Annotated in this window: 22 protein-coding genes; 9 read left to right on the top strand and 13 right to left on the bottom strand. The window is 73.3% G+C overall.

From position 1 onward, the window contains the following. Window positions 1-25 precede the first annotated feature (25 nt). Genes ACGFYQ_RS28070 through ACGFYQ_RS28060 form a run of 3 tightly spaced genes read left to right on the top strand, consistent with a single transcriptional unit; the run spans window position 26 to window position 2,410 of the window. Entirely contained in the window at window positions 26-757 is a 732-nt protein-coding gene (locus ACGFYQ_RS28070; protein WP_393748571.1) for an ABC transporter ATP-binding protein, read from the top strand. After that, on the top strand, window positions 744-1,643 hold the full coding sequence (locus ACGFYQ_RS28065; RefSeq protein WP_393748549.1) for an ABC transporter permease: 900 nt from the start codon (window positions 744-746) through the stop codon (window positions 1,641-1,643). The genes ACGFYQ_RS28070 and ACGFYQ_RS28065 overlap by 14 nt, the downstream gene beginning before the upstream one ends. A 32-nt stretch (window positions 1,644-1,675) precedes the next feature. Further along, entirely contained in the window at window positions 1,676-2,410 is a 735-nt protein-coding gene (locus ACGFYQ_RS28060; protein WP_393748569.1) for a sirohydrochlorin chelatase, read from the top strand. Between the two features lie 495 nt (window positions 2,411-2,905). On the opposite strand, the gene ACGFYQ_RS28055 is transcribed toward ACGFYQ_RS28060, so the two are convergent. Next, on the bottom strand, window positions 2,906-3,907 hold the full coding sequence (locus ACGFYQ_RS28055; protein ID WP_393748547.1) for a ketopantoate reductase family protein: 1,002 nt from the start codon (window positions 3,905-3,907) through the stop codon (window positions 2,906-2,908). A 45-nt stretch (window positions 3,908-3,952) separates the two neighbouring features. Here ACGFYQ_RS28055 and ACGFYQ_RS28050 point away from each other — a divergent pair, with 45 nt between their 5' ends. Further along, window positions 3,953-4,801 (top strand): aldo/keto reductase, encoded by an 849-nt coding sequence (locus ACGFYQ_RS28050; protein WP_393748545.1) that lies wholly within the window; start codon window positions 3,953-3,955, stop codon window positions 4,799-4,801. 8 nt (window positions 4,802-4,809) lie between these two features. On the opposite strand, the gene ACGFYQ_RS28045 is transcribed toward ACGFYQ_RS28050, so the two are convergent. The 7 genes from ACGFYQ_RS28045 to ACGFYQ_RS28015 form a co-directional block, all read right to left on the bottom strand. Next, window positions 4,810-5,478, bottom strand: a complete 669-nt coding sequence (locus ACGFYQ_RS28045; protein ID WP_393748543.1) for a DUF4360 domain-containing protein — start codon at window positions 5,476-5,478, stop codon at window positions 4,810-4,812. Between the two features lie 60 nt (window positions 5,479-5,538). Then, window positions 5,539-6,195: a DUF4360 domain-containing protein gene (locus ACGFYQ_RS28040; RefSeq protein ID WP_393748541.1), complete on the bottom strand. Its 657-nt coding sequence runs from the start codon at window positions 6,193-6,195 to the stop codon at window positions 5,539-5,541. A gap of 257 nt (window positions 6,196-6,452) precedes the next feature. Next, window positions 6,453-7,001, bottom strand: a complete 549-nt coding sequence (locus ACGFYQ_RS28035) for a DUF1697 domain-containing protein (RefSeq protein WP_393748539.1) — start codon at window positions 6,999-7,001, stop codon at window positions 6,453-6,455. Between the two features lie 20 nt (window positions 7,002-7,021). Beyond that, window positions 7,022-8,221 carry a macrolide-inactivating glycosyltransferase gene (gene mgt, locus ACGFYQ_RS28030; RefSeq protein WP_393748537.1) on the bottom strand — a complete coding sequence of 400 codons (1,200 nt, stop codon included), beginning with the start codon at window positions 8,219-8,221 and terminating at the stop codon, window positions 7,022-7,024. Window positions 8,222-8,264: 43 nt separating this feature from the next. Beyond that, a complete protein-coding gene (locus tag ACGFYQ_RS28025; protein WP_393748535.1) occupies window positions 8,265-9,572 on the bottom strand; it encodes an ABC transporter substrate-binding protein in 1,308 nt (435 codons plus the stop codon). Then, window positions 9,572-10,459: a carbohydrate ABC transporter permease gene (locus ACGFYQ_RS28020; protein ID WP_393748533.1), complete on the bottom strand. Its 888-nt coding sequence runs from the start codon at window positions 10,457-10,459 to the stop codon at window positions 9,572-9,574. The genes ACGFYQ_RS28025 and ACGFYQ_RS28020 overlap by 1 nt, the downstream gene beginning before the upstream one ends. Continuing rightward, the gene (locus ACGFYQ_RS28015; protein WP_393748531.1) at window positions 10,459-11,421 is read right to left on the bottom strand and encodes a carbohydrate ABC transporter permease; all 963 of its coding nucleotides are present in this window, start codon (window positions 11,419-11,421) and stop codon (window positions 10,459-10,461) included. Before ACGFYQ_RS28015 ends, ACGFYQ_RS28020 begins: the two co-directional genes overlap by 1 nt. Before the next feature lie 89 nt (window positions 11,422-11,510). Between ACGFYQ_RS28015 and ACGFYQ_RS28010 the strand changes: the two genes are divergently transcribed. Then, window positions 11,511-12,371, top strand: coding sequence for a phosphotransferase enzyme family protein (locus ACGFYQ_RS28010; RefSeq protein ID WP_393748529.1), 861 nt, complete (start codon window positions 11,511-11,513; stop codon window positions 12,369-12,371). A gap of 169 nt (window positions 12,372-12,540) precedes the next feature. On the opposite strand, the gene ACGFYQ_RS28005 is transcribed toward ACGFYQ_RS28010, so the two are convergent. Further along, window positions 12,541-13,146: a DUF2867 domain-containing protein gene (locus ACGFYQ_RS28005; RefSeq protein ID WP_393748527.1), complete on the bottom strand. Its 606-nt coding sequence runs from the start codon at window positions 13,144-13,146 to the stop codon at window positions 12,541-12,543. A 97-nt stretch (window positions 13,147-13,243) separates the two neighbouring features. Here ACGFYQ_RS28005 and ACGFYQ_RS28000 point away from each other — a divergent pair, with 97 nt between their 5' ends. After that, entirely contained in the window at window positions 13,244-13,804 is a 561-nt protein-coding gene (locus tag ACGFYQ_RS28000; RefSeq protein WP_393748525.1) for a TetR/AcrR family transcriptional regulator, read from the top strand. 7 nt (window positions 13,805-13,811) lie between these two features. Here the strand turns inward: ACGFYQ_RS28000 and ACGFYQ_RS27995 are convergent, their stop codons facing one another. Continuing rightward, a complete protein-coding gene (locus ACGFYQ_RS27995; RefSeq protein ID WP_393748567.1) occupies window positions 13,812-14,537 on the bottom strand; it encodes an exonuclease domain-containing protein in 726 nt (241 codons plus the stop codon). Between the two features lie 105 nt (window positions 14,538-14,642). After that, the gene (locus ACGFYQ_RS27990) at window positions 14,643-15,902 is read right to left on the bottom strand and encodes an SAV2148 family HEPN domain-containing protein (protein ID WP_393748523.1); all 1,260 of its coding nucleotides are present in this window, start codon (window positions 15,900-15,902) and stop codon (window positions 14,643-14,645) included. 274 nt (window positions 15,903-16,176) lie between these two features. Between ACGFYQ_RS27990 and glgX the strand changes: the two genes are divergently transcribed. Continuing rightward, window positions 16,177-18,291 (top strand): glycogen debranching protein GlgX, encoded by a 2,115-nt coding sequence (glgX, locus tag ACGFYQ_RS27985; protein WP_393748521.1) that lies wholly within the window; start codon window positions 16,177-16,179, stop codon window positions 18,289-18,291. On the opposite strand, the gene ACGFYQ_RS27980 is transcribed toward glgX, so the two are convergent. After that, entirely contained in the window at window positions 18,276-19,616 is a 1,341-nt protein-coding gene (locus ACGFYQ_RS27980) for an MFS transporter (RefSeq protein WP_393748519.1), read from the bottom strand. The two genes, glgX and ACGFYQ_RS27980, sit on opposite strands and share 16 nt — an antisense overlap. Before the next feature lie 82 nt (window positions 19,617-19,698). Here ACGFYQ_RS27980 and treY point away from each other — a divergent pair, with 82 nt between their 5' ends. After that, entirely contained in the window at window positions 19,699-22,014 is a 2,316-nt protein-coding gene (gene treY / locus ACGFYQ_RS27975) for a malto-oligosyltrehalose synthase (RefSeq protein ID WP_393748517.1), read from the top strand. Here the strand turns inward: treY and ACGFYQ_RS27970 are convergent. Continuing rightward, complete coding sequence (locus tag ACGFYQ_RS27970; RefSeq protein ID WP_393748515.1) at window positions 21,970-22,869, bottom strand: LysR family transcriptional regulator; 900 nt, start codon at window positions 22,867-22,869, stop codon at window positions 21,970-21,972. The genes treY and ACGFYQ_RS27970 overlap by 45 nt on opposite strands. An 84-nt stretch (window positions 22,870-22,953) precedes the next feature. On the opposite strand from ACGFYQ_RS27970, the gene lpdA reads away from it, so the two are divergent. Further along, the gene (gene lpdA / locus ACGFYQ_RS27965; protein ID WP_393748513.1) at window positions 22,954-24,366 is read left to right on the top strand and encodes a dihydrolipoyl dehydrogenase; all 1,413 of its coding nucleotides are present in this window, start codon (window positions 22,954-22,956) and stop codon (window positions 24,364-24,366) included. Window positions 24,367-24,431: the final 65 nt, after the last annotated feature.

Genomic DNA, 24,431 nt, shown 5'->3' with positions numbered 1-24,431 from the left:
AGCGGAGCAGACGCACGCCGCGCGCATCGAGCACGTCTCGAAGTCCTTCTCCGGCCCGGCCGGATCGCAGCTCGTCCTGGACGACATCAGCCTCGCTGTCGCTCCCGGAGAGTTCGTCACCATCCTGGGGGCCTCGGGGTGCGGCAAGTCCACCCTGCTGAACCTGGTCGCGGGCCTGGACAAGCCGTCCGCGGGGTCCATCGAGACCCCCGGCGGCCGTCCGGCGCTCATGTTCCAGGAGCACGCCCTCTTCCCGTGGCTCACCGCGGGCAAGAACATCGAACTCGCCCTGCGCCTGCGCGGGGTGGCCAAGGCCGACCGCAAGCCGGAGGCCGAGCGGCTGCTGGAGCTGGTCCGGCTCGGCGGCGCGTACGGCAAGCGCGTGCACGAGCTGTCGGGCGGTATGCGCCAGCGCGTGGCCCTGGCCCGGGCGCTCGCCCAGGACAGCCAGCTGCTGCTGATGGACGAGCCGTTCGCCGCGCTCGACGCCATCACCCGGGACGTGCTGCACGGCGAGCTCACCCGCATCTGGGAGGAGACGTCGCTGTCCGTCCTCTTCGTCACGCACAACGTGCGCGAGGCCGTGCGCCTCGCGCAGCGCGTGGTCCTGCTCTCGTCGCGGCCCGGCCGGGTCGCGAAGGAATGGACCGTGGGCATCCCGCAGCCGCGCCGCATCGAGGACGCGGACGTCGCGGAGCTGTCCCTTGAGATCACTGAACACCTGCGTGGGGAGATCCGCCGCCATGGCCAGCACTGACACCGCCCCGAAGATCACGGCCAACGGCAAGCAGGACGACCTGGCGGGCCTGGAGGCCGGCCTGGACGCCCTGGACGCGGTCCAGACCCACCGCACGCCGGTCCGCGAGATCCTCGTCAAGAAGGTCCTGCCGCCGTTCCTGGCCGTCGGTCTCGTGCTCCTGGTCTGGCAGATCCTCGTCTCGGCGAAGGTCACCGAGGAGACCAAGCTCCCCGCCCTGTCCGCGGTGTGGGACAGCCTGGCCGACATGTGGCTCAAGGGCACGCTCCTGGAGGTCGTCTGGACCAGCGTGTCGCGCGGTCTGCTCGGCTTCCTTCTGGCCCTGGCCATCGGCACCCCGCTCGGCCTGCTCGTCGCCCGGGTGAAGTTCGTCCGCGCCGCGATCGGCCCGATCCTCCAGGGCCTGCAGTCCCTGCCGTCGGTCGCCTGGGTGCCCCCGGCGGTGCTCTGGTTCGGCCTCAACGACGCCATGATGTACACGGTGATCCTGCTGGGCGCGGTCCCGTCCATCGCCAACGGCCTCGTGTCCGGCATCGACCAGATCCCGCCCCTCTACCTGCGGGCCGGCCGCACCCTGGGCGCCACCGGCCTGAGCGGGGCGCGGCACGTCGTCATGCCGGCCGCGCTGCCGGGCTACCTGGCCGGCCTCAAGCAGGGCTGGGCCTTCTCCTGGCGCTCCCTGATGGCCGCCGAGATCATCGCCAGCTCCCCCGACCTGGGCCTGGGCCTGGGCCAGTTGCTGGAGAACGGCCGCAACAACATCGACCTGCCGGGCGTGTTCCTCGCGATCATCCTGATCCTGGTGGTCGGCATCGCCATCGACCTGCTGATCTTCAGCCCGGTCGAGCGCTGGGTGCTGCGCAGCCGCGGCCTGCTGGTCAAGTGAGTCCCGTGTCCCCCGCACCGGCCCTTCTGGTCATGGCCCACGGCAGCCGCGACCCGCGGCACGCGGCGACCGTGCACGCCCTCACCCGGCGGGCCCGGACGCTGCGGCCCGGGCTGCGGGTGGAGACGGCCTTCCTGGACTTCAACACGCCGTCGGTGGGGCAGGCCCTGTCCTCGCTGTACCTGTCGGGCGTACGGGACGTCGTGGCGCTCCCGCTCCTGCTGACGCGGGCGTTCCACGCGAAGTCCGACATCCCGGCGGCGCTGGCCGAGTCGACGGCCCGGCTGCCGGGGCTGTCGGTCCGGGTGTCCGATGTCCTCGGCCCGTCCCCGCTCCTCGTCTCGGCCCTCGAACGCCGGCTGGCCGAGGCCGGACTCACCCCGGCGGACCGCGCCACCACCGCGGTGGTGCTCGCGTCCGCCGGCTCCACAGACCCGGAGGCGATCGCAGCGATCGCTGAAACCGCGCGGGAGTGGCGGCACACCGGTTGGTGCGCCGTGCGGCCTGCGTTCGCCTCCGCTGCCCTTCCCCGTACGGAGGATGCCGTACGGGCCCTGCGCGCGGAGGGCTTCGCGCGGGTGGCGGTGGCGCCGTACGTCATCGCCCCGGGGCGCCTTCCGGACCGCATCGCGGCGGGCGCCGAGGCCGCGGGTGCGGACGTGATCGCCCCGGTCCTGGGCGCGGCCCCGGAACTGGCCCGCCTGCTGCTGCGCCGCTACGACACCGCCGCCGCCGCTCCGTCCAGGCTTCCGGCCCTGACGGCCTGACCCACCAGGCCCAGCTGCGGCGCCGCCTCCCGGGGCTCCGCCCCAGCCCCTCCCCCAGACTCCGTCCGGGGGGACCCCCCACGCCTCAAACGCCGGCGAGGCTGGAATTGCCCTGCGGGCAACCCAGCCCCAGCCAGGCACACGGCACCCAGCCCTACGACGTTCGAGCCGCACCCACCCACCCCGCCGAGCACCCCCAGCCCCACCGGCGTTCGAGGCGCACCCACCCAGCCCCGCCGGCGTTTGAGGCGCACCCACCCAGCCCCGCCGGCGTTTGAGGCGCGGGGCGCGGGGCAGAGCCCCGGTCCTTGAGCCGCGCCTCCCAAACCAGGCGCACCACCCCAGCCCCGCCGGCGTTTGAGGCGCGGGGCGCGGGGCGGAGCCCCGGGCTTTGGGCCGCGGCTCGCGAACCAGGGGGCCCACCCCAGCCCCGCCGGCGATTGAGGCGCGGGTTCGGGCAGCGCCCGGGGAGCCCCGCGCAGCGGCTCCGGCGGGCTACACCCGGGCCGCGGCCTCGTCCGCCAGGGACGTCAGGTCCGTGATGGACATCGCGCCCGGCGGCAGGGCCTCGCGGGCGAAGATGTTCGCCGCGTGCCGCAGGACGTCGTTGACCGGGGTGGGCACTCCGTGCAGACGGCCCAGCAGAGAGATCTCCCCGTTGAGATAGTCGGCCTCCACCGAGCCCGTGCCCCGCGCCAGGCTCTGCCACGACGACCCGCCCCGAACCCCCGGCGGCTGGTTCACCTTGCCGTCGCGCGCCTCCGCCTGCTCGGCCTCCGAGGCGTAGGCGATGCCCGCGGCCGCGAAGGCGGCCTTCGCCTCGGCGACGGCCCGCCCCAGCAGCGCCGTCTTCGCGGCGTCCGGCTCAGGCCCCGTCGTGGCCTGGATCGCGTTGCCCAGGTTCCCCAGCAGCTTCGCGTACTTCCACCGCATCACGTCCTCGACCACCGGCGCCTCGAAGCCGGCCTTCCCGAGGTCCGCCGCGACCGCGCGGGACACATCGTCCGTGCCGCCCGCCGCCAGGCCCACGTGCAGGATGCCGGTCAGCGGCGCGCACAGCGCCGAGACCACGCCCGGCTCCAGGAAGGTGGAGGGCAGCCATACGCACACCCCGTACACCCGCGCGAAGCGCCGTAGCGCCAGCCGCTCGCTCTCCACGCCGTTCTGCGCGCACAGCACCGGCAGCCGCTGCGCCGCCGTCCCGCCGCCCGCGACCTCCGCGTCGCCCCACGCGTCGAGCGCGGCGATGGCGTCCTGGGTCTTCACGGCCAGCAACAGCACGTCGTCCGGCCGCAGTTCGCCCAGTTCGGCCGGCCCGGTGACCACGGGCAGCCGGTGCACCCGGGCCCCGTCGGCCGTCGTGAGCCGCAGACCGTCCGCCCGCAGGGCCTCCGCGTGCGCGCCGCGCGCGACGAGGACGACCTCGCCGCCCGCCTCCGCGAGCCGTCCGCCGATGGTGGCGCCTACCGCGCCCGCGCCGATGATGATGTAACGCATGCCCCCGAGCCTGGCACATCCGGCGTCCCGCGTTACGGTCGGGGCATGGTGAACGAGGTATTCGCTCTCGGTGGGGACCTGCCCGTGCGGCGGCTCGGTTTCGGTACGGGCGGCCTGGTCGGCCCCGGCTACTGGGGCCCGCGCGGCGGACGCGCCGAGGCCCGGGAGCTGCTGCGCACGGCGGTGGAGCGCGGGGTCACCCTCATCGACACCGCCGACAACTACGGCCCCGACCTGGCCGAGGAGCTGATCGCCGAGGCCCTGCACCCGTACGGGGAGCAGCTCGTCGTCGCCACCAAGGGCGGGGTGGTGCGCACCGGCCCCGACCAGTGGCATGTGGCGGGCCGCCCCGAGCAGTTGCGGGCGATGTGCGAGGCGAGTCTGCGGCGGCTGCGCGTGGAGCGCATCGACCTGTACCAGCTGCACCGCTTCGACCCGGCGGTGCCGATGGCCGAACAGCTCGGCGCGCTGGCCCAGTTGCGGGCGGAGGGCAAGATCCGGCACATCGGACTGGACACGGTCACCGCCGAGCAGCTGCGCTCGGCCCTGGAGTCGGTCCCGGTCGCCTCGGTTCAGAACGCGTACAACCTGCTGGACCGCGGCTCGGCCGAGGTGCTCGCGCTGTGCGAGGCGCGCGGGATCGCCTTCCTCCCGTACTACCCCCTGGGCAGCGGCTCCCTGACCCGCGCCGGCGCGGCCGCCGTCGGCTCGGTGGCTTCCGCGCACGGCGCGACCCCGGGCCAGGTGGCGCTGGCGTGGCTGCTGCACCGCTCGCCCGTGCTGTGTCCCGCTCCGGGTACGGGTTCGCCCGTACACCTGGCGGAGAACCTGGACGCGGCGACGGTCCGGCTCACCGCGCGCGAGCTGGAGTTGCTGGACGCGCCGGCCGTCTGACGGCACCCCTAGGGTGTCGGGCACACCTGCCAGGCGAGGTGGTAGAGGGTGCTCACGCTGGCGTCCGTGGAGTCCATGGCCATGAAGCTGGTGGACGTCTGCGGGTTGGAAGTGCCCGCATTCACGCGCAGTTCGGTGTTGATGTTGAAGTTGCGTTTTTCTCCGCACGGCGCCCAGACCAGATCGGCGTACTCCGTCTTGTCGGTCGATTGCCAGTTGTCGTTGAGCGGCCCGTTGAACTGATGGGTCCGCTGGGAGGTCTGGGGCATTCCCTGGAAGTAGTAATTCGCCCGTTCCTGACCCCAGGCGCCGGGCTGCAGAAATGCGAATCCGCGGTAGTCCGCCTGGACGATGGCGTATGTGAAGCCCGAAGGTACGTGAACCCGGAGATTGAGCTGGCAGTTCTTGCGGAATGCCGTGGGCGGGGCGCCGGGGCCGACTTGCGCGAGGTATTCACTGTAGGTGACCGTGAAAGCGGTGTTGTCCGGTGCGACGGCGACCTCGGCGGTGCCTTCCGGGCAGCCGGATCCGTTCACCGTGGCGAGCTCGATCACGATCTTGTCCGGCGGCGCCGTGATCAGCGGGCCGTGGCCGGCGGCTCCGGCCGGCGTCGCCGTGGCGATCAGCGCGGCGGCCGCGCCGATGGTGAGCAGGGTACGAGACAGGGAATGAGACATCGTTGTCACTCCTGACCATGAGTCGGGTTCCTGCACTCAGTCGGTGGCGGACTGCCGGTGTCAGACCGCGGTGCATTCCTTCCACGCGAAGTGGTAGACCGTGCTGACGCTGCCGTCCGTCGAGTCCATGCTCATGAAGCTCAGGGCCTGCGGGTTCGACGTCCCCGCGTAGACGCGCAGTTCGGTGTTGACGTTGAGATTGCGCACCTCGCCGCACGGCGCCCAGACCAGGTCGGCGTACTCCGTCCGGTCGCTCGCCTGCCAGTTGTCCGTATACGGGCCGTCGAACCGGTGGGTGGTCCGGGCCGTCTGCGCGGAGCCCTGGAAGTAGTAGTTCGCGCGCTCCTGGCCGAAGGCCCCGCGCTGGAGGTGGGCGAAGCCGCGGTAGTCGGCGCGGGCGATGGCGTAGGTGAACCCCTGGGGCACGTGGATCTGGAGGGCGAGCTGGCAGTTCTTGCGGAACTCGGTACCGCCCGCGCCGGCTCCCGTCTGGGCGAGGTAGTTGCTGTACGTGACGGTGAAGGCGGTGTTGTCGGAGGCCGCGGCCACGTCCGCGGTCCCCTGCGGACATCCCGAGCCGTTGACTCCGACCACGTCGACCGTAATTACGCCGGGCGGCGTGTATGCGGCACCGGATGCGACATCGGCGTGCGCGGGTGCGGCCACGGCCGATAACGCCACCACCGCCGCACCGGCGGTCAGTCTGCGGAGCGACATTTCGAATTCTCCATTCGTGCGGACCGCCTTGAATTAGGCATGCACATGTCACCACGGACGGATGGGATCGGGAAGGGCGCGATACGGCCAACGGCCCCCGGCCGCATTCCCTGGCCGATTCCGCGCGCGGCGTCGCCCCCTCCCCGGCTCCCCCATCAGCCGCTCCCCCGCTACCGGCGGCCGCCGCCGACCGGCCGCGGACCGGGAGAATGACGAGAACCACCCGGTCGCGCCCCGGCCGTGCGGAGCGCCCCCGCTCAATCCCGCGTCAGCTCCACGAGCTTGGTGACGGTGTTCCAGTTGCGGCTGGTGGCGTCGATGCCCTTGAGGGCGGAGGGCTTGAGCAGGGCCGGGGCCAGTTCGGAGCGGCCCAGGCCGTTCGGGGCGTAGAGGTAGATGACACGGTCGCCGATCCGGTACTCCTCCGGGAGGTACGCCGCCTCGTCGATCGCGGCGAACCGTTCCGGGCCAGGCTGCGCCGAGAGGAAGGTGGCGTGCAGCTGCTTGCCCTCCAGCTCGGCGGCCGGGAAGGGGCAGGCCTCGGCCACGGCGCGCAGGTACGCGCCGTCCGTCACCAGGCACGGCACCGGGAAGCCGAAGTGGGCCTCGATGGCCGCCTCCAGCTCCCGGGCGAGCGCCGTCGGGTCCTTCTTCGCGCTGCTGAAGACGGCGTTCCCGCTCTGCAGGTACGTCTGCACGTCGCCGTGGCCGAGCCCCTCCAGCACGGAGCGCAGCTCCGCCATCGGGACCTTCTTGCTCCCGCCGACATTGATGCCGCGCAACAGTGCCGCGTATTTCTTCGCCATGAGGTCACCCTAGGGGCCCCCTACGACAGTTCGGCCTCGATGAGGTCGGCGGCCTGGCGCGTCCCGCCCTCGCCGGCCATCTTCGCGCGGACGGCTTCTGCGCGCCGGGCGACTTCGGGGTCGTTCTCGAGGGCGAGCACCGCCTCCCGCAGGGTCGTGGCGTCCGCCTGGTCCATCGGGACGTGCCGGGCCACGCCGAGTGCGGCCAGCATGTCGGCGTTGCCGAACTGGTCGACGGCCTGCGGGACGGCGACCATCGGGGTGCCGGTGGCGAGGCCCTCCTGGCTCCCGCCGGCGCCCGCGTGGGTGATGAAGGCGTCGGCCTGGCGCAGGATGTCGAGCTGGGGAACCCAGCGGTGGACCTCGACGTTGGCGGGGATCGAGCCGAGCTCGGCCTCGTCGGTGAACTTGCCGATCTGCAGGACGACGTGCCAGTCGGGCAGGTCCCCGAAGGCGTCCACGCAGGCGCGGTAGAAGGCGGGTTGCCTGGTGAAGGCGGAGCCGAGCGAGACCAGCAGCACCTTCTTGCCCTCGGCCGACTTCGGGCGCTGCCAGCGCCCCTGGCTCGCACGGTCCCCCTGGCAGGCCCCGACGAAGGTGTACACGGACTCGTCGACGCGGTCGGCGTTCGGCTGGAGCGCCCGGGGGATCAGGACGAGGCTGCGGCGCGGGCGGCCCTGGAACCGGTCGACATCGCCGCCGAGGCCGTTCTCGGTCAGCCAGGCGGCGAACCGGGCGTAGTACGCCTGTCCGCGCTCCGACGCCTTCAGCTCGGCGAACATCGGCTCGGCCACCTCCTCCTCGTACCCCTCCCAGGCGACCAGGTTCGGCGAGAGGGAGACGGCGGGGACTCCCCAGCGGTGGGCGAGCACCGGTGCCGGGTAGGCGGTGATGTCGTGGATGACGAGGTCCGGTTCGTCGCCCTCGAAGGCGGCCGCGAGCTGCGGGAGCGCCTGGACGGCGTCGTTCAGGAAGGGCTCCAGGTTGTCGATGAGCTCGGTGCCCCACGCCTCGGGATCGTCGTCGGTGGGGAGCGTGGAGGTCCAGATCACCGGCGTGGCACCGGTCTCCGCGATCTTCTCGGCGAAGGCGGCGGGGATCGCGTAGCTGACGCGGTGGCCCCTGGCGACGAGCTCCCGGATCACTTCGATGCTCGGGTTCACGTGCCCGTGGGCGGCGATGGAGAACATGGCGATGTGTGCGGGCTCGGCTGAAGTCATGCCCGCAACTGTAACGAGACGAGACGTCTCGTGCAATGTGAATTTATCTCTGGTACCTCGCGAGGACCCGGTTCCCCTCCCCCACCAGGCGTTTCTCCAGCTCCGCGAGGTCGATGGCCCCGCTGTAGAACTCCTGGAGCGCCGGGGTCGCGACCTTGTCCTTCCACTCGGGGTAGCCGCGCACCGACTGGGCGGGCGCGGGACGCAGCCCGCCCGCCAGAGCCGCGCCGGTGGCCCAGCCGAGCTCGGGTGTGCGCAGGGCGGGGTCGGCCAGCGCCTGCGTGCCGGTCGGCAGCATCCAGTCGCCGCGCGCGAGGCGGACCATGTTGGCCGGGCTCAGCAGGAAGTCGACGAAGGCCGCCGCCTCCTTCTTGTACGGGCTGTCCCGCGCGATGGACAGGGTCTGCGGGCTCACCCCCTGCATCGGCCCGCCGGCACCGTCCACCCCGGCCGGGGGCGGCAGCACCTGCCACGCGAAGCCGGGCGGCGCCTGCCGCGCGATCTGCTGGCGGTACGAGAACCCGAGCGGCACCATCGCGTACCGCCCGCCGAAGAACCCGGGCAGGGTGTCGGACCCGCCCATGCCGAGGGTGGCCCGGGAGGCGCTGTGGTCGGTCTCGGCCTGGGCTCGAATGGTGGCGGGGACGACGGCGTCGCCCTCGGCCCAGCGGAGGACGGCCTTCCCGTCGGCGTCGCGGTGGAAGAGCCGGCCGCCCGCGGACAGGCCGAGGTTGAGGGTGGCGGAGACCGGGTCCTTGAGCGGCCAGGCCACCCCGTACCGGCCCTCGCCGGTGAGCTGCCTCGCGGCCGTACGGAACTCCTCCCAGCTCCAGGGTTCTTCGGGGGTGGGGATGCGGACCCCCGACGCGCGCAGGAGCTCGGTGTTGGCCATCAGCACCCGGGGTTCCTGGAGGAAGGGGACCCCGTACACGCCGCCGTCGGCTCCGAACGTCACGGACTCCCAGGAGGCGGCCGGGATATCTGCCTTGAGCCGGTCGGAGAGCAGGGGCCGCAGGTCGGCGAGGTAGCCGCCGTAGGCGAAGTCGGCGAGGTCGTCGGAGGCGTCGTGGATGACGTCGGGGGCCTCGCCGCCCTCGAAGGAGGTCAGCAGCTGGTCGTGGACGCTGCTCCAGCTGCCCTGGACGTACCGGACCTGGACCTCGGGATGGGCGGCGTTCCACTCCGCGACCAGGGCCTTGTTGGCATCGACGGACTCCTTCTGCCAGGCGAGCGACTGGAAGCGCAGCCGTACCACCCCGTCGGGGCCGCCCCCTGGCGCGGAGCAGCCGCCGAGGAGCGCGGCCACCAGGGCGAGCGCGCCGGCCGCGGCCAGCCACCTGCGGATCCTCATCAGCTCTTCACCGCCCCGGCCAGCATGCCGCCGGTGATCCGCTTCTGGATGACGGCGAAGATCACCAGGGAGGGCAGGGTCGCGAGGAAGGCCGCGGCGGCGAGCGGGCCGAGGTCGGCGGTGCCCTCGGCGCCCAGGAAGTGGGTCAGGACGACCGGCAAGGTCTGCTTCTCCGGGGTCTTGAGGAGGACGAGGGCGAAGAAGAACTCGTTCCAGGCGGTGATGAAGGCGAAGAGCGCGGTGGCCACGATCCCCGGCGCCAGCAGGGGCGCGACCACCGAGACGAGCGTGCGCAGCCGCCCGGCCCCGTCCATCGCCGCCGCCTCCTCCAGCTCCGGCGGGACGGCCCGGACGTAGCCGACCAGCATCCACAGCGCGAACGGCAGCGACCAGACGACGTAGACGAGGATCAGGCCCGGCACGGAGTTGACCAGGTGCAGGTTCTTCAGCACCAGGAACAGCGGAATGATCACCAGTACGAAGGGGAACGCCTGGCTGACCACGACCCAGCCGGTGGCGGCGGTGGCCAGCCGCCCGCGCCGGCGGGCGAGGACGAAGGCCGTGGGGGTGGCGAGGACTACCGCGATCACGGCGGCGCACAGCGCGGCGATCAGGCTGTTCAGCGCGGCGTGCAGCAGGGGCTGTTCGGCGAAGGCCTGGCGGAAGTTGCCGAGGGTCGGCTCCTCGGGGATCCAGGTGGGGTGCAGACTGCCGAGCTCGCGCGCCGGCTTGAAGGCGGTGGAGACCAGCCACAGGAACGGGAAGGCGAGGAAGACCAGGTAGGCGGCGAGCGCTGCGTACTGGGCGGCGCGTGAAGCCCGGACGGCCCGGGAGGCCCGGGAGGCCGGGACGGCCCGGGAGGCCCGCACCCCGCGGCGCGGCCCCATCAGGCGTCCCCTCCCCTGAGCCGCCCGGCCAGGTACACGGCGAGCAGGACCGAGATCACCGCGACCATCACACAGCCCATGGCGGCGGCGTACCCGAACTGGCCGTAGCGGAAGGCCTCTTCGTACGCGAAGAGCATGGGCAGCCGGGTGCGGCCGCCGGGCCCGCCGTTGGTCAGTACGTAGACCAGGGCGAAGGAGTTGAAGTTCCAGATGAAGTTCAGCGCGGAGATGGACAGCGCCACCGGCCGGATCGCGGGCCAGGTCACCGTCAGGAAGCGGCGCCACGCCCCGGCGCCGTCGAGCGCGGCGGCCTCGTGGAGTTCGTGCGGGGTGTTCTGGAGCCCGGCCAGCAGCGCGACCGTGGTCTGCGGCATGCCCGCCCAGATGCCGACCACGACCACGGCGGGCAGGGCGGTGGCGAGGCCGCTGAGCCAGTCGGTGTCCCCGGCGAGGCCGAGGCCGGAGAGGGTCTCGTTGAGCACCCCCGCGTCGGGGTGGTAGACGAGCCGCCACATGATGCCGACGACCACCTCGGGCATGGCCCACGGAATGATCGCGAGCGAGCGCGCCAGCCAGCGGAACCGAAGGTTCTGGTTGAGCAGCAGGGCGAGGCCGAGGGCCAGCAGGAACTGCGGAACGGTGACTCCGACCGCCCACACCAGGCCGATCCGGAACGACTCCCAGAACAGCCGGTCGTGGAGCAGGTCCTGGAAGCCCCGGAGCCCGACCCACTGGGTGGGGGCGGTCCGGCCGGACTGGGAGTCGGTGAAGGCGAGGGCGATGCCGTAGAGCAGCGGGCCGACGCTGAGCAGCAGGATGGGTATGAGGGCGGGCAGGACCAGGAACCAGGCTCCGTGGTCGGCCCGGCGGCCCGTGCGTACGGGGGCGGCGGCGGTCACCTTCACCCCCTTCCCGGCGGATCGTCCGGGTCGTTCCCGTGCGGACGGCCGGGTTGCGGTCATCGTGCGCAGGGCCTGATGCCGCGTCAAGGCACCGCACACCCGGATGGGAGACTTGGCGCATTCACGACGATCCGGATCCGGAGAACGACATGGACGAGGCGCGGGCCAGGGACGTACTGGCGGCCGCCGGCCTGGGCGGTGACGCCGGCGCCGCACTGCTGGCCCTGGGCGAGAACGCGGTCTTCCAGGTCCGGGACCTGGTGGTGAAGGTGGGGCGCGCGGACCCGGCGCTGCTCGGCCGGGCCGAGCGCGAACTGGCCGTCGCGCACTGGCTGGCCGGGGCCGGGATCCCGGCGGTCCGCGCGGCCGAGCCGGAGCCCCGGCTGGTGGCCGGGCACCCGGTGACGCTGTGGCACCGGCTCCCGGACGCGGTGCGCCCCGCGGGCCCCGAGGACCTCGCCGTACTGCTGCGGCAGGTCCACGCCCTGCCCGCGCCGCCGTTCCCGCTGGCCGGGCGGGATCTGCTGGGCGGCGTCGAACGCTGGCTCCGGCTGGCCGCGGACGCCGTCGACCCGGCGGACGCGGCGTACCTGCGGGCCCGCCGCGACGCCTACGCCGGCGAGGTGGCCGGGCTCGCGCCGCACCTGCCCCCGGGCCCGATCCACGGCGACGCCCTGCCCCGCAACGTGCACGTCGGCCCCGACGGCCCGGTCCTGGTCGACCTGGAGACCGTATCGGCCGACCTGCGCGAACACGACCTGGTGGTGATGGCCCTCTCCCTCGACCGGTACGGCCTGCCCGCCGAGTCCTACGAGGCGTTCGTGCGGGCGTACGGCTGGGACGTCCGTGACTGGGAGGGCTGCGCGGTGCTGCGCGGGGCCCGTGAGACGGCCAGCTGCGCCTGGGTCGCCCAGCACGCCCCGGCCAACCCGAACGCCCTGGCCGAATTCCGCCGCCGCGTGGCGTCTCTGCGGGAGGGCGACCGGGAGGCGCGCTGGCGCGCGTTCTGATGACGCTGCCCCTGGCCGTCCACCGGGCGTGATCCGCCCCGGCCCGGCCGCCGGACTGTGGCGGGTGCGGCGCCGCTGCTGGGGCTTCGCCCCAGACCCCACGCCTCAAACGCCGGCGGGGCTGGTTTTGGCTGATGCCGACCGCCCGGAGTAGGCCCGCCGGACCCGGTCAGCCCGCGGAACCCGCGGCCCTTTCGCCCGCGCGCGACTGCCACTCGCGTCCGATCCCGCGGATCAGCGCCGGATAGACCCCCAGGTACCGGAAGGGCTTGATGCCCAACATGTACAGGGCGCCGAGCCGTCCGTTGGGCTTCACCAGGACGGTCATCTGGCCGCGGTAGCCGCCCGCCCCGTCCGGGACCCAGCCGATGTGCATCAGCCCGTGCACGGTCCGGTTGCCCATCTCCGCCACCCACTCGTCGTGCGTCTGGTAGACGGAGGTGAACGGAACGGCCGTCAGGTCCGGCCCACTGGGACCCTCGCGGAGGTCCGCCGGGAGCCGGTCCCGCAGCGTGGGCAGCCGCCCGCCTACGCCGTCCTCGGCCTTGTCCCAGCCGAGCAGTGCCCCGAGCTTCCAGCGGATCGCGAAGAGCGCGCGCCCCACCGGGGAGGGGACGGGATCCCCCTCGCCGTGCGCGAACTGGTCCACGAGTCGCGCGAGGTCGTCGGGACCGCCCGGTGTCGGCAGGGCCCACACGTCCTCGACCTGGAAGTCGCCTGCGATCTCGTGGATCCGCCAGGGACGGGAGGTGTGCGCGGTTACGGGGAGTCTCATCGGCAAGCCCCTATCTATACGATGCCGTATAGAAGAAGGCTAGCACCCGTCTATACGGCACCGTATAGACGGGTGGAGACGTGAGCGGAGACACATCATGGGCACGACCCGCACGCCTCGCGGCACATGGATCGAGGAGGGGCTGCGGGCGCTCGCCGCCGGGGGCCCGGAGGCCGTCCGGATCGAGTCGCTCGCGCAGGCGCTCGGTGTCAGCAAGGGCGGCTTCTACGGTTACTTCGGCAATCGGGGCGCGCTGCTCACCGAGATGCTCGACACCTGGGAGCGCGAGGTCACCGACGCGGTGATCGAGCTGGTCGAGAGCGGCGGCGGGGACGCGCGGGCCAAGCTGGACCGGCTGTTCACGATCGTCGCCTCGTACGGGGACAAGCCGATGACGGGCGTGGCGGTCGACCTCGCGATCCGCGACTGGGCCCGGCGCGACGAGGCCGTCGCGCAGCGGCTGCGGCGCGCCGACAACCGGCGGATGGACTACCTGCGTTCGCTGTTCGGCGAGTTCTGCCCCGACGAGGACGACGTCGAGGTCCGCTGCATGCTCACCTTCTCGGTGCGGATCGGCAGCTACGTCGTCGCAGCCGACCACGGCGGTCGCAGCCGCGCGGAGGTCATGGAGTTGACGCGGAACTGGCTCCTGCGCTAGGCCCTGGTCAGGCGCCCGCCGGGACCGGACCCCGCAGCGGCCAGGCCGTGTCGATCACCGCGTCCGGGGTGCCCTGGCGGCGCAGGTAGGACTGGAAGTCCCGGGCCCAGCGGGCGTGCCAGGTGCCCTGGCGGGCGTGCAGGTCGGCCGGGGTGAGCGCGGCCACCTCGGGATGGCGCGCGGCTATCGCGCGGGCCACCTCCACCGCGGCCAGCGCGTCCGCCCCGGCGTCGTGCGCGTCGTCGAGGGTGACCCCGTACACCCCGCAGACCGCCTCCAGCGTCCGCTTGCCGCGCCGGTAGCGGTCGACGGCCCGGTCGATGGTCAGCGGGTCCACCACCGGCCCGGTCTCCACCCCGCCCAGCCGGTCGGCCAGCGACGGCAGCCCGTGCCGCGCCAGTTCCGCGGAGAGCAGGCTGAGGTCGAAGGCCGCGTTGTACGCGACGACCACCGCCCCGCCGCGCCAGTGCCCGACCAGCGCCTGCGCAACCTCGTCCGCGACCTCCCGCACCGGCCGGCCCTCGGCGACCGCCCGCTCGGTGCTGATCCCGTGGATCGCCGCCGCCTCGTCCGGGATCGGTATCCCCGGGTCCGCGAGCCAGCCGCGCCGTCCGCGCACCTCACCGCCCCGCACCTCGACCACCGCCGCCGTCACGATCCGCGACTCCCCCGGCTCCGTGCCGGTCGTCTCCAGGTCGAACCCGATCAGCACGCCGCCGTACCAGTCCCCCATCACGCGCCCTTCCCCCCGTACACCTCGGTCAACGGCTTTCAGCCTGCCACGGGCCACTGACAAGCCGTCCGCCGGGGCCGCGGCCGGGGCGCGGACGCCCCCGCGTCACGACACCGGCCGGGAGTCCTCCCACACCGATTCGAATTCCTCCCGGTACGTCGTGAACAGCCCGTGATCGGCGTCCTTCGGGACGCCGCGGCCGCCGCCGCGCAGGACCAGGACCGGGGACTCCATGCCGCGCGCCCGGCGCAGGTAGGACTGGACGACCGCGATGCCCGAGGACTGCCCCTCCACCAGATAGGCGGTGAAGCGCGGGGTCTCGTCGAACACGTGGATCTCGAAGCGCGAGGGATCGCGCAGGCCCGCCCGGACCCGGCGGACGTGCAGGATGTTCATCTCCACCGAGCGGCTCAGCTCGCCCTTGCGCAGCCCGAGCTCCCGCTCGCGCCGCTTGACGGCGCTGCTCGCCGGGTTCAGGAACAGCAGCCGCACCCGGCAGCCGGCCTCCGTGAGCCGGACGAGTCTTCGGCCCGAGAAGTTCTGGACCAGCAGGTTGAGACCTATGCCGATGGCGTCGAGCCGCCGCGCGCCCCCGAAGAGGTCCTCCGCCGGCAGCTGGCGCTGCAGCCGCACCCGGTCGGGGTGGACCGAGATGACGTCCGCGTACCGGTCGCCCACCAGGTCCTCGACCGCGTCGATCGGCAGCCGGTCCGCCGACGGGCTGCCCGCGCCCCCGCCCAGCACCTCCAGCAGCCGCGCCGAGGCCCGCTCCGCCTGCTCCAGTACCGCCCGGGACAGCGCCCGGTTGCGGGAGACGACGTTGCGGGTGACCTCCAGCTCGTCCAGCGCCAGCTCGATCTCGCGCCGGTCGTCGAAGTACGGTTCGAAGCAGGGCCAGTGCTGGACCATCAGCTCCCGCAGCTGCGGCAGGGTCAGGAAGCTGAGCACGTTGTCGTCGGCCGAGTCGAGCAGATAGCCCTTGCGCCGGCTGACCTCGCGCACGGCCACGGCCCGCTGCACCCACTCCTGCCCGGCGGGCCCGGCGGCGGCGACGACCCAGTCGTCCCCGCCGTGCACCGGCTCGTAGACCGGCCGCAGCACCGCGCCGACCACCGACCGCAGCCGCTGTTCGATGAGATTCAGCCAGATGTACGCCCGACCCGCCCGCTGTGCCCGCGTACGGACCTCGCTCCAGGCCTCCGCGCTCCAGTCCAGCTCGGCGCCGGCCCGCACGCTCCCGGTCGCCTGCGGGGCCAGCGACACCGCCCCGGCCGGCACCCCTCCGGGTGCGGCGCCTGCGGCGTCCGCCGGGCCGCCCTCGTGACCGCTGTCACCAGGGGGCAGCTCCAGACCTCCCGAGCTCACCCGTGCACCGCCTTCTGCGTCTGGACGCCCGTCTCCAGTGATCACGGAAGGGTACTCCGCGCGCGCGGCCCGGTGCAGCCCGATGGCCCGTACACCGGCTGTCCGTTGACCCATTATCCGATGCCCACACAGTCCGCCGAGCCGGATATCAGCCCTTCGGGTCACCCGGAGGGACCAACCCAAGTCCACGCGTGAGGACCCTCTTTCGGGGAAGATCTGGCAGTGACGTGGTCCAGCCGGATCAGCCGGAGCAGGATGGGAAGAGTCGTTATCTATGCAGGTCTGGCCGGGACAGGCGTATCCGCTCGGCGCCACTTACGACGGCGTCGGCACCAACTTCGCGGTCTACTCCGAGGCCGCCCGACGCATCGAGCTGTGCCTCCTCCACGACGACGGCTCGGAGACCGCCGTCGAGCTGCGCGAGACGGACGCCTTCGTCCGGCACGCGTACCTGCCCGGCATCATGCCGGGCCAGCGCTACGGGTTCCGCGTGCACGGCCCGTACGCGCCGGAGCGCGGCCAGCGCTGCAACGCGGCGAAGCTGCTGCTGGACCCGTACGCGCGGGCGATCAGCGGCAGCGTGGACTGGGGCGAGGCGGTGTACGGCTACCACTTCGGCCGGCCCGACTCCCGCAACGACCTGGACTCGGCCCCGCACACCATGAGCTCGGTCGTGGTGAACCCGTACTTCGACTGGGCCAACGACCGGCCGCCGCGCCACGAGTACCACCACACCGTGCTGTACGAGGCCCACGTCAAGGGCCTGACGATGAACCATCCGGACCTCCCGGAGGAGCTGCGCGGCACGTACGGGGCGCTCGCGCACCCGGCGGTCATCGGGCACCTGACCAAGCTCGGGGTGACGGCGCTGGAGCTGATGCCGGTGCACCAGTTCGTCAACGACCACCGGCTGGTCAACGACGGGCTGAGCAACTACTGGGGCTACAACACCATCGGCTTCTTCGCCCCCCACAACGGCTACGCCTCGGGCGACCGCGGCCAGCAGGTGCTGGAGTTCAAGTCGGCGGTCCGGGCCCTGCACGAGGCGGGGATCGAGGTGATCCTGGACGTGGTCTACAACCACACCGCCGAGGGGAACCACCTGGGCCCGACCCTGTCCTTCCGCGGGCTGGACAACGCCTCGTACTACCGGCTGGCGGACGATCCCCGGCACTACACGGACACCACCGGGACCGGGAACTCGCTCCTGATGCGCTCCCCCCACGTGCTCCAGCTGATCATGGACTCGCTGCGGTACTGGGTCACCGAGATGCACGTGGACGGCTTCCGCTTCGACCTGGCGGCGACGCTGGCTCGCCAGTTCCACGAGGTGGACCGGCTGTCCTCGTTCTTCGACCTGGTCCAGCAGGATCCGGTGGTCAGCCAGGTGAAGCTGATCGCCGAGCCCTGGGACCTGGGCGAGGGCGGCTACCAGGTGGGCAACTTCCCGCCGCTGTGGACCGAGTGGAACGGCAAGTACCGGGACACCGTACGGGATTTGTGGCGCGGGCAGCCGCGCACGCTGGCGGAGTTCGCGGGGCGGCTGACCGGATCCTCGGACCTCTACCAGGACGACGGCCGGCGCCCGCTGGCCTCCATCAACTTCACCACCTGCCACGACGGTTTCACCCTGAACGACCTGGTCTCGTACAACGAGAAGCACAACGAGGCCAATCGGGAGGGCAATCGGGACGGCGAGACACACAACCGCTCATGGAACTGCGGGATGGAGGGGCCGACCGAGGACCCGGAGGTCCTGGAGCTGCGCGAGCGCCAGATGCGCAACTTCACGGCGACCCTCATGCTGTCCCAGGGCGTGCCGATGCTCAGCCACGGCGACGAGTTCGCGCGTTCGCAGGGCGGCAACAACAACGCGTACTGCCAGGACAACGCCTTGTCCTGGGTGCGCTGGCCGGAGCCCGGCAAACCTGCGCCCGCGCTGCTGGAGTTCACCCGGCGGATGGTGTGGCTGCGCCGTGACCACCCGGTCTTCCGGCGGCGCCGGTTCTTCCATGGGCGGCCGGTGGAGGGCACGCACGACGAGCTCTCCGACATCGCCTGGTTCACGCCGCACGGCGAGGAGATGCGGGCCCGCGACTGGCAGGCGCAGCACGCGCGGGCGCTGACGGTGTTCCTGAACGGGGAGGCGATCTCCGAACCGGGCAGCCGCGGGGAGCGGATCACCGACGACTCGTTCCTGCTGATGTTCAACGCGGGGGCCGATCAGCAGGACTTCACCATTCCGGCGGGGCACGGGGCGCAGTGGCGGCTGGTGGTGGACACAGCCCGGCCGGACGTACTGCCACCCGGCACCGGGCCGCAGTATGCGGCCGGGGACCGGGTGGCGCTGGCGGGACGGTGCCTGGTGGTGCTTCAGCGCCCGGCGTAGGCACCGTTCCCGTCGGCGGCGGGCGCCGCCCCCGGCTCCCCGGTCTCCCCCGCGGCCGGGGAGGCGGCCTGCCGCGCGGGGACGAAGGCGTCGGCGCGGGTGCGGGCGGACGGCACGCGGGTGACGAGGGCGAGGGTCAGGGCCAGCGCGGCCGCCCCCACGGCCACGGAGAAGGCCCCGGCGGGCCCGTACCACTCGGCGAGCCGCCCGGAGACGGCGAGGGCGAGGGCCTGCCCGGCGACCAGCGAGCTGGCGGCGAAGGCCATCGACTCGGCGAGCCGGGCCGGTTCCACGACGCGCTCGGTGAGCGCGAAGGCCGTGATCAGGTGCGGTGCGTAGGCCGCGCCGAGCACGGTGACGACCACGTACAGCGGCCACAGGGTGTCGGTGAACAGCAGCGGCACGGACAGGACCAGCGCGGCGCCCGTGGCGGCCCGCCAGCGCAGCCGCAGCCCGAACCGGGCGGGCAGCGCGCCGAGTGCGAGGCCCACGGCCGCGCTGACGACGCCCATGGCCGCGTAGACGATGCCGGCCTGGCCGGGGACGCCCAACCGGGCGGTGAGCGCCGCGATTCCGGCCTGGCAGGCGCCGAACATGGCGCCCTGGAGGGCGAGCGAGCCGCGGACGGCGTGGACCACGCGCGGCTGCCCGGCCCGGCGGCCCTTGGTACGTGCCCGCGCGCCCCGGTCCCCCGGACCCCGTCCGGGGGTGCCCCCGGTGACGGCGGCGGTCGGGTGCAGCGCGTAGGCGGTGCCGAAGACGGCGACGAGGCCGGCCGCGCCGCCGAGGGCGACGGCCGGGTGCGCGACGAGCGCGGCGAGGCCGACGAGGGCGGGTCCGAAGACGAACGACACCTCGTCCAGGGTGCCTTCGAGCGAGTGGACGGCGCCCACCACGCTCTCGTCGGACCGGGCGCGGTGCGCCAGGGCCACGGAGCGGGTCCGGGCGAGCGGTCCGATCAGCGGTACGGAGGCGCCGGTGACGGCGCCGATCGCGGCGAGCGGGACGGTGCCGAGGCCCCCCAGGGCGCCGGCGACGAGGGCGGCGGTCGCCACGGCGTTGACGGCCGCGGCGCCGAGTACGACGGGCCGCTGCCCGTAGCGGTCGGCGAGCCGGCCCAGGACGGGTCCGAAGACCACCTGGCCGGCGGAGAGGGTGCCTCCGACGATGCCGGCGGTGGCGAGGGATCCGCTGGTCTGGGCGACCAGCAGGACGCTTCCGAACTGGGACATCGCGACGGGCAGTCGCGCGAGGAACGAGACGAGGGGGAGTAGGGGCCCGGTCAGGGCGATGACTCTTCGATAGGTGTTGACGGTTCCAACCACTTGCGCAACGTTAACCCGGTGCAGTCACTCGGATGCATTGGGTAATGGCACGGAATCCGGCAGGCTGGGTACGTACGTTCTCATGAGCCAGCCGCAGTCAAGCATCCAAGCGGAATCTGATGTTCCGACACCTGTCACTCCGGCGTCGACCTACCGTCTCCAGCTGCGTCCGGAGTTCCCCTTCGCGGCGGCCGAGGCAGCCGTACCGTACCTCGCCTCGCTCGGCGTGTCACACCTGCACCTGTCCCCCGTACTGGAGGCGGTGCCCGGCTCGGCGCACGGGTACGACGTCACCGACCACTCCCGGATCCGCGAGGAGCTGGGCGGCGAGCCGGGGCTGCGTTCGCTCGGCGCGGCCGCCCGGGCGCACGGGCTGGGCCTGGTGCTCGACATCGTGCCGAACCACATGGCGGTGCCCGCGCCCCTGCGGCTGAACCGGCCGCTGTGGGAGGTTCTGCGGGACGGGCCGGAATCCCCGTTCGCGCGCTGGTTCGACATCGACTGGGAGGCGGGCGGCGGCCAGGTGCTGCTGCCGGTGCTCGCCGGGCCGGCGGAATCCTGCGACCTGGAGGCCGACGGGGAGGTCCTGCGCTACGGGGAGCAGGAGTTCCCACTGCGGGAGGGCACCGCCGGGCTGGGTCTGCCCGAGCTGCTGGCCGCCCAGTGGTACCGGCCGGCCTGGTGGCGGGAGGCCCGAACCTCCCTCAACTACCGGCGCTTCTTCACCATTTCGGAGCTGATCGGGGTCCGGGTGGAGGACCCGGAGGTCTTCACGGCCACCCACGCGAAGGTGCTGGAGCTGGTCCGCGACGGGGTGGCCGAGGGGCTGCGGATCGACCACGTGGACGGACTCGCCGACCCTGAGGGGTACTTGCGGCGACTACGGGCGGCGGCGGGACCGCACTGCTGGGTGGTGGTGGAGAAGATCCTGGCCCGTCACGAGCGGCTGCCGCCCGGCTGGCCGGTGGCGGGGACCACCGGGTACGACGCGCTGCACCGGGTGGACGGGGTGTTCACCGATCCGGCGGGCGCGGCCGAACTGGCCCGCCGGTACGAGGAGTCGACGGGGTCACCGGAGTGGGAGCGGACGGCGGAGGCGTGCGCACGGGAGGTGCTGACCGGTGACCTGGCCGCCGAGCTGGGGACGCTGGAACGTCAGGCCGGGGCGGAACTGGCCGACGCCGTGAGGGAGTTGCTGATCGCCTACCCGGTCTACCGGCCGTACCCCGGCGATCCCGGGCCGGATCCGCAGGCCTTGGAGCGGGCGGCCTCGGCGGCCGGTCCGGCCGCGGTGGCCGGCGTACGGGAGCTGCTGCTGCGCGATCCCGCCTTCGCCGCCCGCTTCGCCCAGACCTCGGCCGCGCTGCGCGCCAAGTCGCTGGAGGACCGGGCCTTCTACCGGTACGCGCCGCTGCTGTCGGCCACCGAGGTCGGCGGGGATCCGGGGCGGCCGGCGGTGCCGGCCGCGGAGTTCCACGCGTACTGCGCCCGCCTGGACCTGGAGTGGCCCGGGTCCGGGACGGTGCTGTCCACGCACGACACCAAGCGCAGCGCGGACGTGCGGGCTCGGATCTCCGTGCTGTCGCAGGCGCCGGAGCCCATGGACGGGGTCACCGGCCCGGACGCCCAGCTGGCGTGGACCGCCCGGCAGACCGCGCTGGGCCTCGGGGAGGTCCCGCAGGCCGTGCCCCGGCTGGCCGAGGCACTGCTCAAGGGGGTCCGCGAGGCCGCGCTGCACACCAGCTGGACCGACGGGGACGAGGCCTACGAGGCGACCGTGGCCGGGTACGCCCCGCGCCCGCTCGACCTGCCGCCGGACCTCGCGGAGGCGGCCCGCGCCAATCTCCTCGGCATGACGCTGCTGCACCTGGCGATGCCCGGGGTCCCGGAGGTCTACCAGGGCGCCGAGACCGAGTACCGGGCTCTGGTGGACCCCGACAACCGGCGCCCCGCCCGCTTCCCCCGGGAGGCGCTGGCCCGGCTGGACGCGGGGGCCGCCCCGCACGGCCCTGCCGAGGAGAAGCTGGCGCTGACGGCCGCCCTGCTGCGGCTTCGCCGGGCCCGGCCCGGGCTGTTCACCGGCTACGTCGCGCTGCCGGCCCGGGGCGCGGCGGCGGAGCACTGCCTTGCCTTCGCCCGCTCGCCCGGCCTGGTGGCGGTGGCCACCCGGCTCTCGCACCGGCTGGCGGGGGCGGGCGGCTGGCGCGGGACCGTCCTGCCGCTGCCGCCGGGCCGGTGGACACCACTGCCGGGCCTGCGCGGCGCGCGGGGGGACACGTACGAGAAGGCGTACGAGAACACGTCCGGGAACACGTCCGGGCCCGTGTACGAGGGCGAGGCGGACCTGGCGGGCCTACTGGACCTCTCGCCCGTGGCGGTCCTGCTCCGCGACGACTAGCTCGGCGAAGGCCGCCGCCGCACCGGTCAGCGGGACCCGGGAGAAGACGGCCAGGGGCCGGTGCCACGGCGGGTCGAGGGAGAGCAGTACGCAGTCCTCGCCGACGGCGCCGCGGACCATGTGGGCCGGGGCCATGACGATGCCCACCCCGGCGGCCGCCATCCGCACGGCCGTCGAGGTGTGTTCCGTACGCAGCACCGTGCGCGGGGTGAAGCCCACCGTGCCGCACGCCCGGTCGAGGACGAGCCGGCCCTCGACGACCGGTTCCATCGCGCAGCGGATCCAGTCGCGGTCGGCCAGCTCGCCGAGGCGGACGGCGGCACGCCCGGCGAGGGGGTCGTCGAAGGGGACGACGATGACCAGTTCCTCCCGGCCGACCGGGAGCAGCGGTCCGGTCCACTCCTTGGGCTCGGGTCCCACGGCGACGTCGGCGACGCCCCGTTCGAGCTGCTCCTCCAGGGCCTCGGTGGAACCGTACTCACGCAGCACCAGCGACACCCCGGGGTGCGTGGCGCGCCAGCGCGCGGCGATGCCCGGCAGCAGGCCGACGGCCACCGCGTGGACGGTCGCGACGTGCAGTTCGCCGCCGGCCACGCCCGCGGCGGCGCGGGCGGCCCGCTCGGCCTGGCGGGCGCTGTGCACGGCGAGTTGCGCGTGCGGCAGGAAGGCGCGGCCCATGGAGGTGAGCCGGACCCCGCGCGGCATCCGCTCCAGCAGGGCGCCGCCCACGGTCCGCTCCAGGGCCTTGACCTGGTGGGACAGGGCGGGCTGGGTGACGTGGAGGGAGTCGGCGGCCCGGGTGAAGGAGGACTCCTCCACGACGGCGAGGAAGTACTCCATCTGGCGCAGGCTCATGACCGGGAAGCATAGAGAACGTGCATGGAGTCCAGAAGATCATTTCCTTGGACTCGCGGGGAACGGGCCGGTCAGGCTGGGCACATGACCAACGACGACAGCACTGTGGACGTGATCGTGATCGGCGGCGGTACGGGCGGCTACAGCACCGCCCTGCGCGCCTCGGCCCTCGGCCTGAGCGTTCTGCTCGCCGAGCGGGACAAGGTCGGCGGGACCTGCCTGCACCGCGGCTGCATCCCGAGCAAGGCGATGCTGCACGCGGCCGAACTCGTCGACGGCATAGCCGAGGCGCGCGAACGCTGGGGGGTGCGGGCGAGCGTGGAGTCCGTGGACTGGGCGGCGCTGACCGCCACTCGCGACGACATCGTCTCGCGCAACCACAAGGGTGTGGAAGGGCACTTGGAGCACGCCGGGGTGCGTGTGGTGTGCAGCGGCGCCAGGTTGACGGGGCCGCGGTCCGTACGGACGGACGACGGACGGGAGTTCACCGCCGTCCGGGGGATCGTGCTGGCCACCGGGTCCCGGCCGCGCACCCTGCCCGGTCTGGAGCCCGACGGGCGCACGGTGGTGACCAGTGACGACGCGCTGTTCGCCCCCGGGCTGCCGGCGTCGGTGGTGGTGCTGGGCGGTGGGGCGATCGGGGTGGAGTACGCCTCCTTCCACCGTTCCATGGGCGCGGAGGTGACCCTGGTCGAGGCCGCGGACCGGCTGGTTCCGCTGGAGGACGCGGACGTGTCCCGGCATCTGGCACGGGGCCTGAAGAAGCGTGGCGTCGACGTGCAGACCGGGGCCCGGCTGGAAGGGGCCGTCGTGGAGGGCGGGGTCGTACGGGCAGCCGTGCGCACCGCGCGCGGGGAGCTGCGGGAGCTGACGGCCGAGCGGCTGCTCGTGGCGGTGGGCCGGGTCCCGGTCACCGACGGGCTGGACCTCGCGGCGGCCGGACTGGTCACCGACGGGCGGGGGTTCGTGGAGCCGGCCGACTGGTCCCGGCTGGAGACGGCCGTTCCGGGGATCCACGTGGTGGGCGACCTGCTGCCGCCGCCGTCGCCGGGGCTGGCGCACGCGTCGTTCGCGGAGGGGCTGCTGGTGGCGGAGACCTTGGCGGGGGTCTCGACCGTGCCGGTGGATTACGCGGCGGTGCCGCGGGTGACGTACTCGGCGCCGCAGACCGCGGCCGTCGGCCTGACGGAGGAGCAGGCCCGGGCGTCGGCGTACGACGTGGTGGTGAACTCGATGCCGCTGACGGCGGTGGCCAAGGGGATGGTGCACGGGCAGGGCGGCACGGTGAAGGTGGTCGCGGAGCGGGGCGGACGGGTGCTCGGCGTGCACCTGGTCGGGCCGCACGTCTCGGAGATGATCGCGGAGAGCCAGCTGATCGTGGGCTGGGACGCCGAGCCGGGCGATGTGGCCCGGCACGTCCACGCCCACCCGACGCTGTCGGAGGCGGTGGGCGAAGCCTTCCTGACTCTGTCGGGCCGCGGCTTGCACCAGCAGTAGCCCTCCTCCGCCGCCGCCGCGCGGGGCCGGGCCGTCTGCGGCGCCGCCGCGCGGGGCCGGGCTCC

It is taken from the genome of Streptomyces sp. NPDC048258 (assembly GCF_043201995.1).
Lineage (GTDB): Bacteria > Actinomycetota > Actinomycetes > Streptomycetales > Streptomycetaceae > Streptomyces.
The sequence above is the reverse complement of the archived record's forward strand: the minus strand, read 5'-3'. Positions and strand labels throughout refer to the sequence as shown.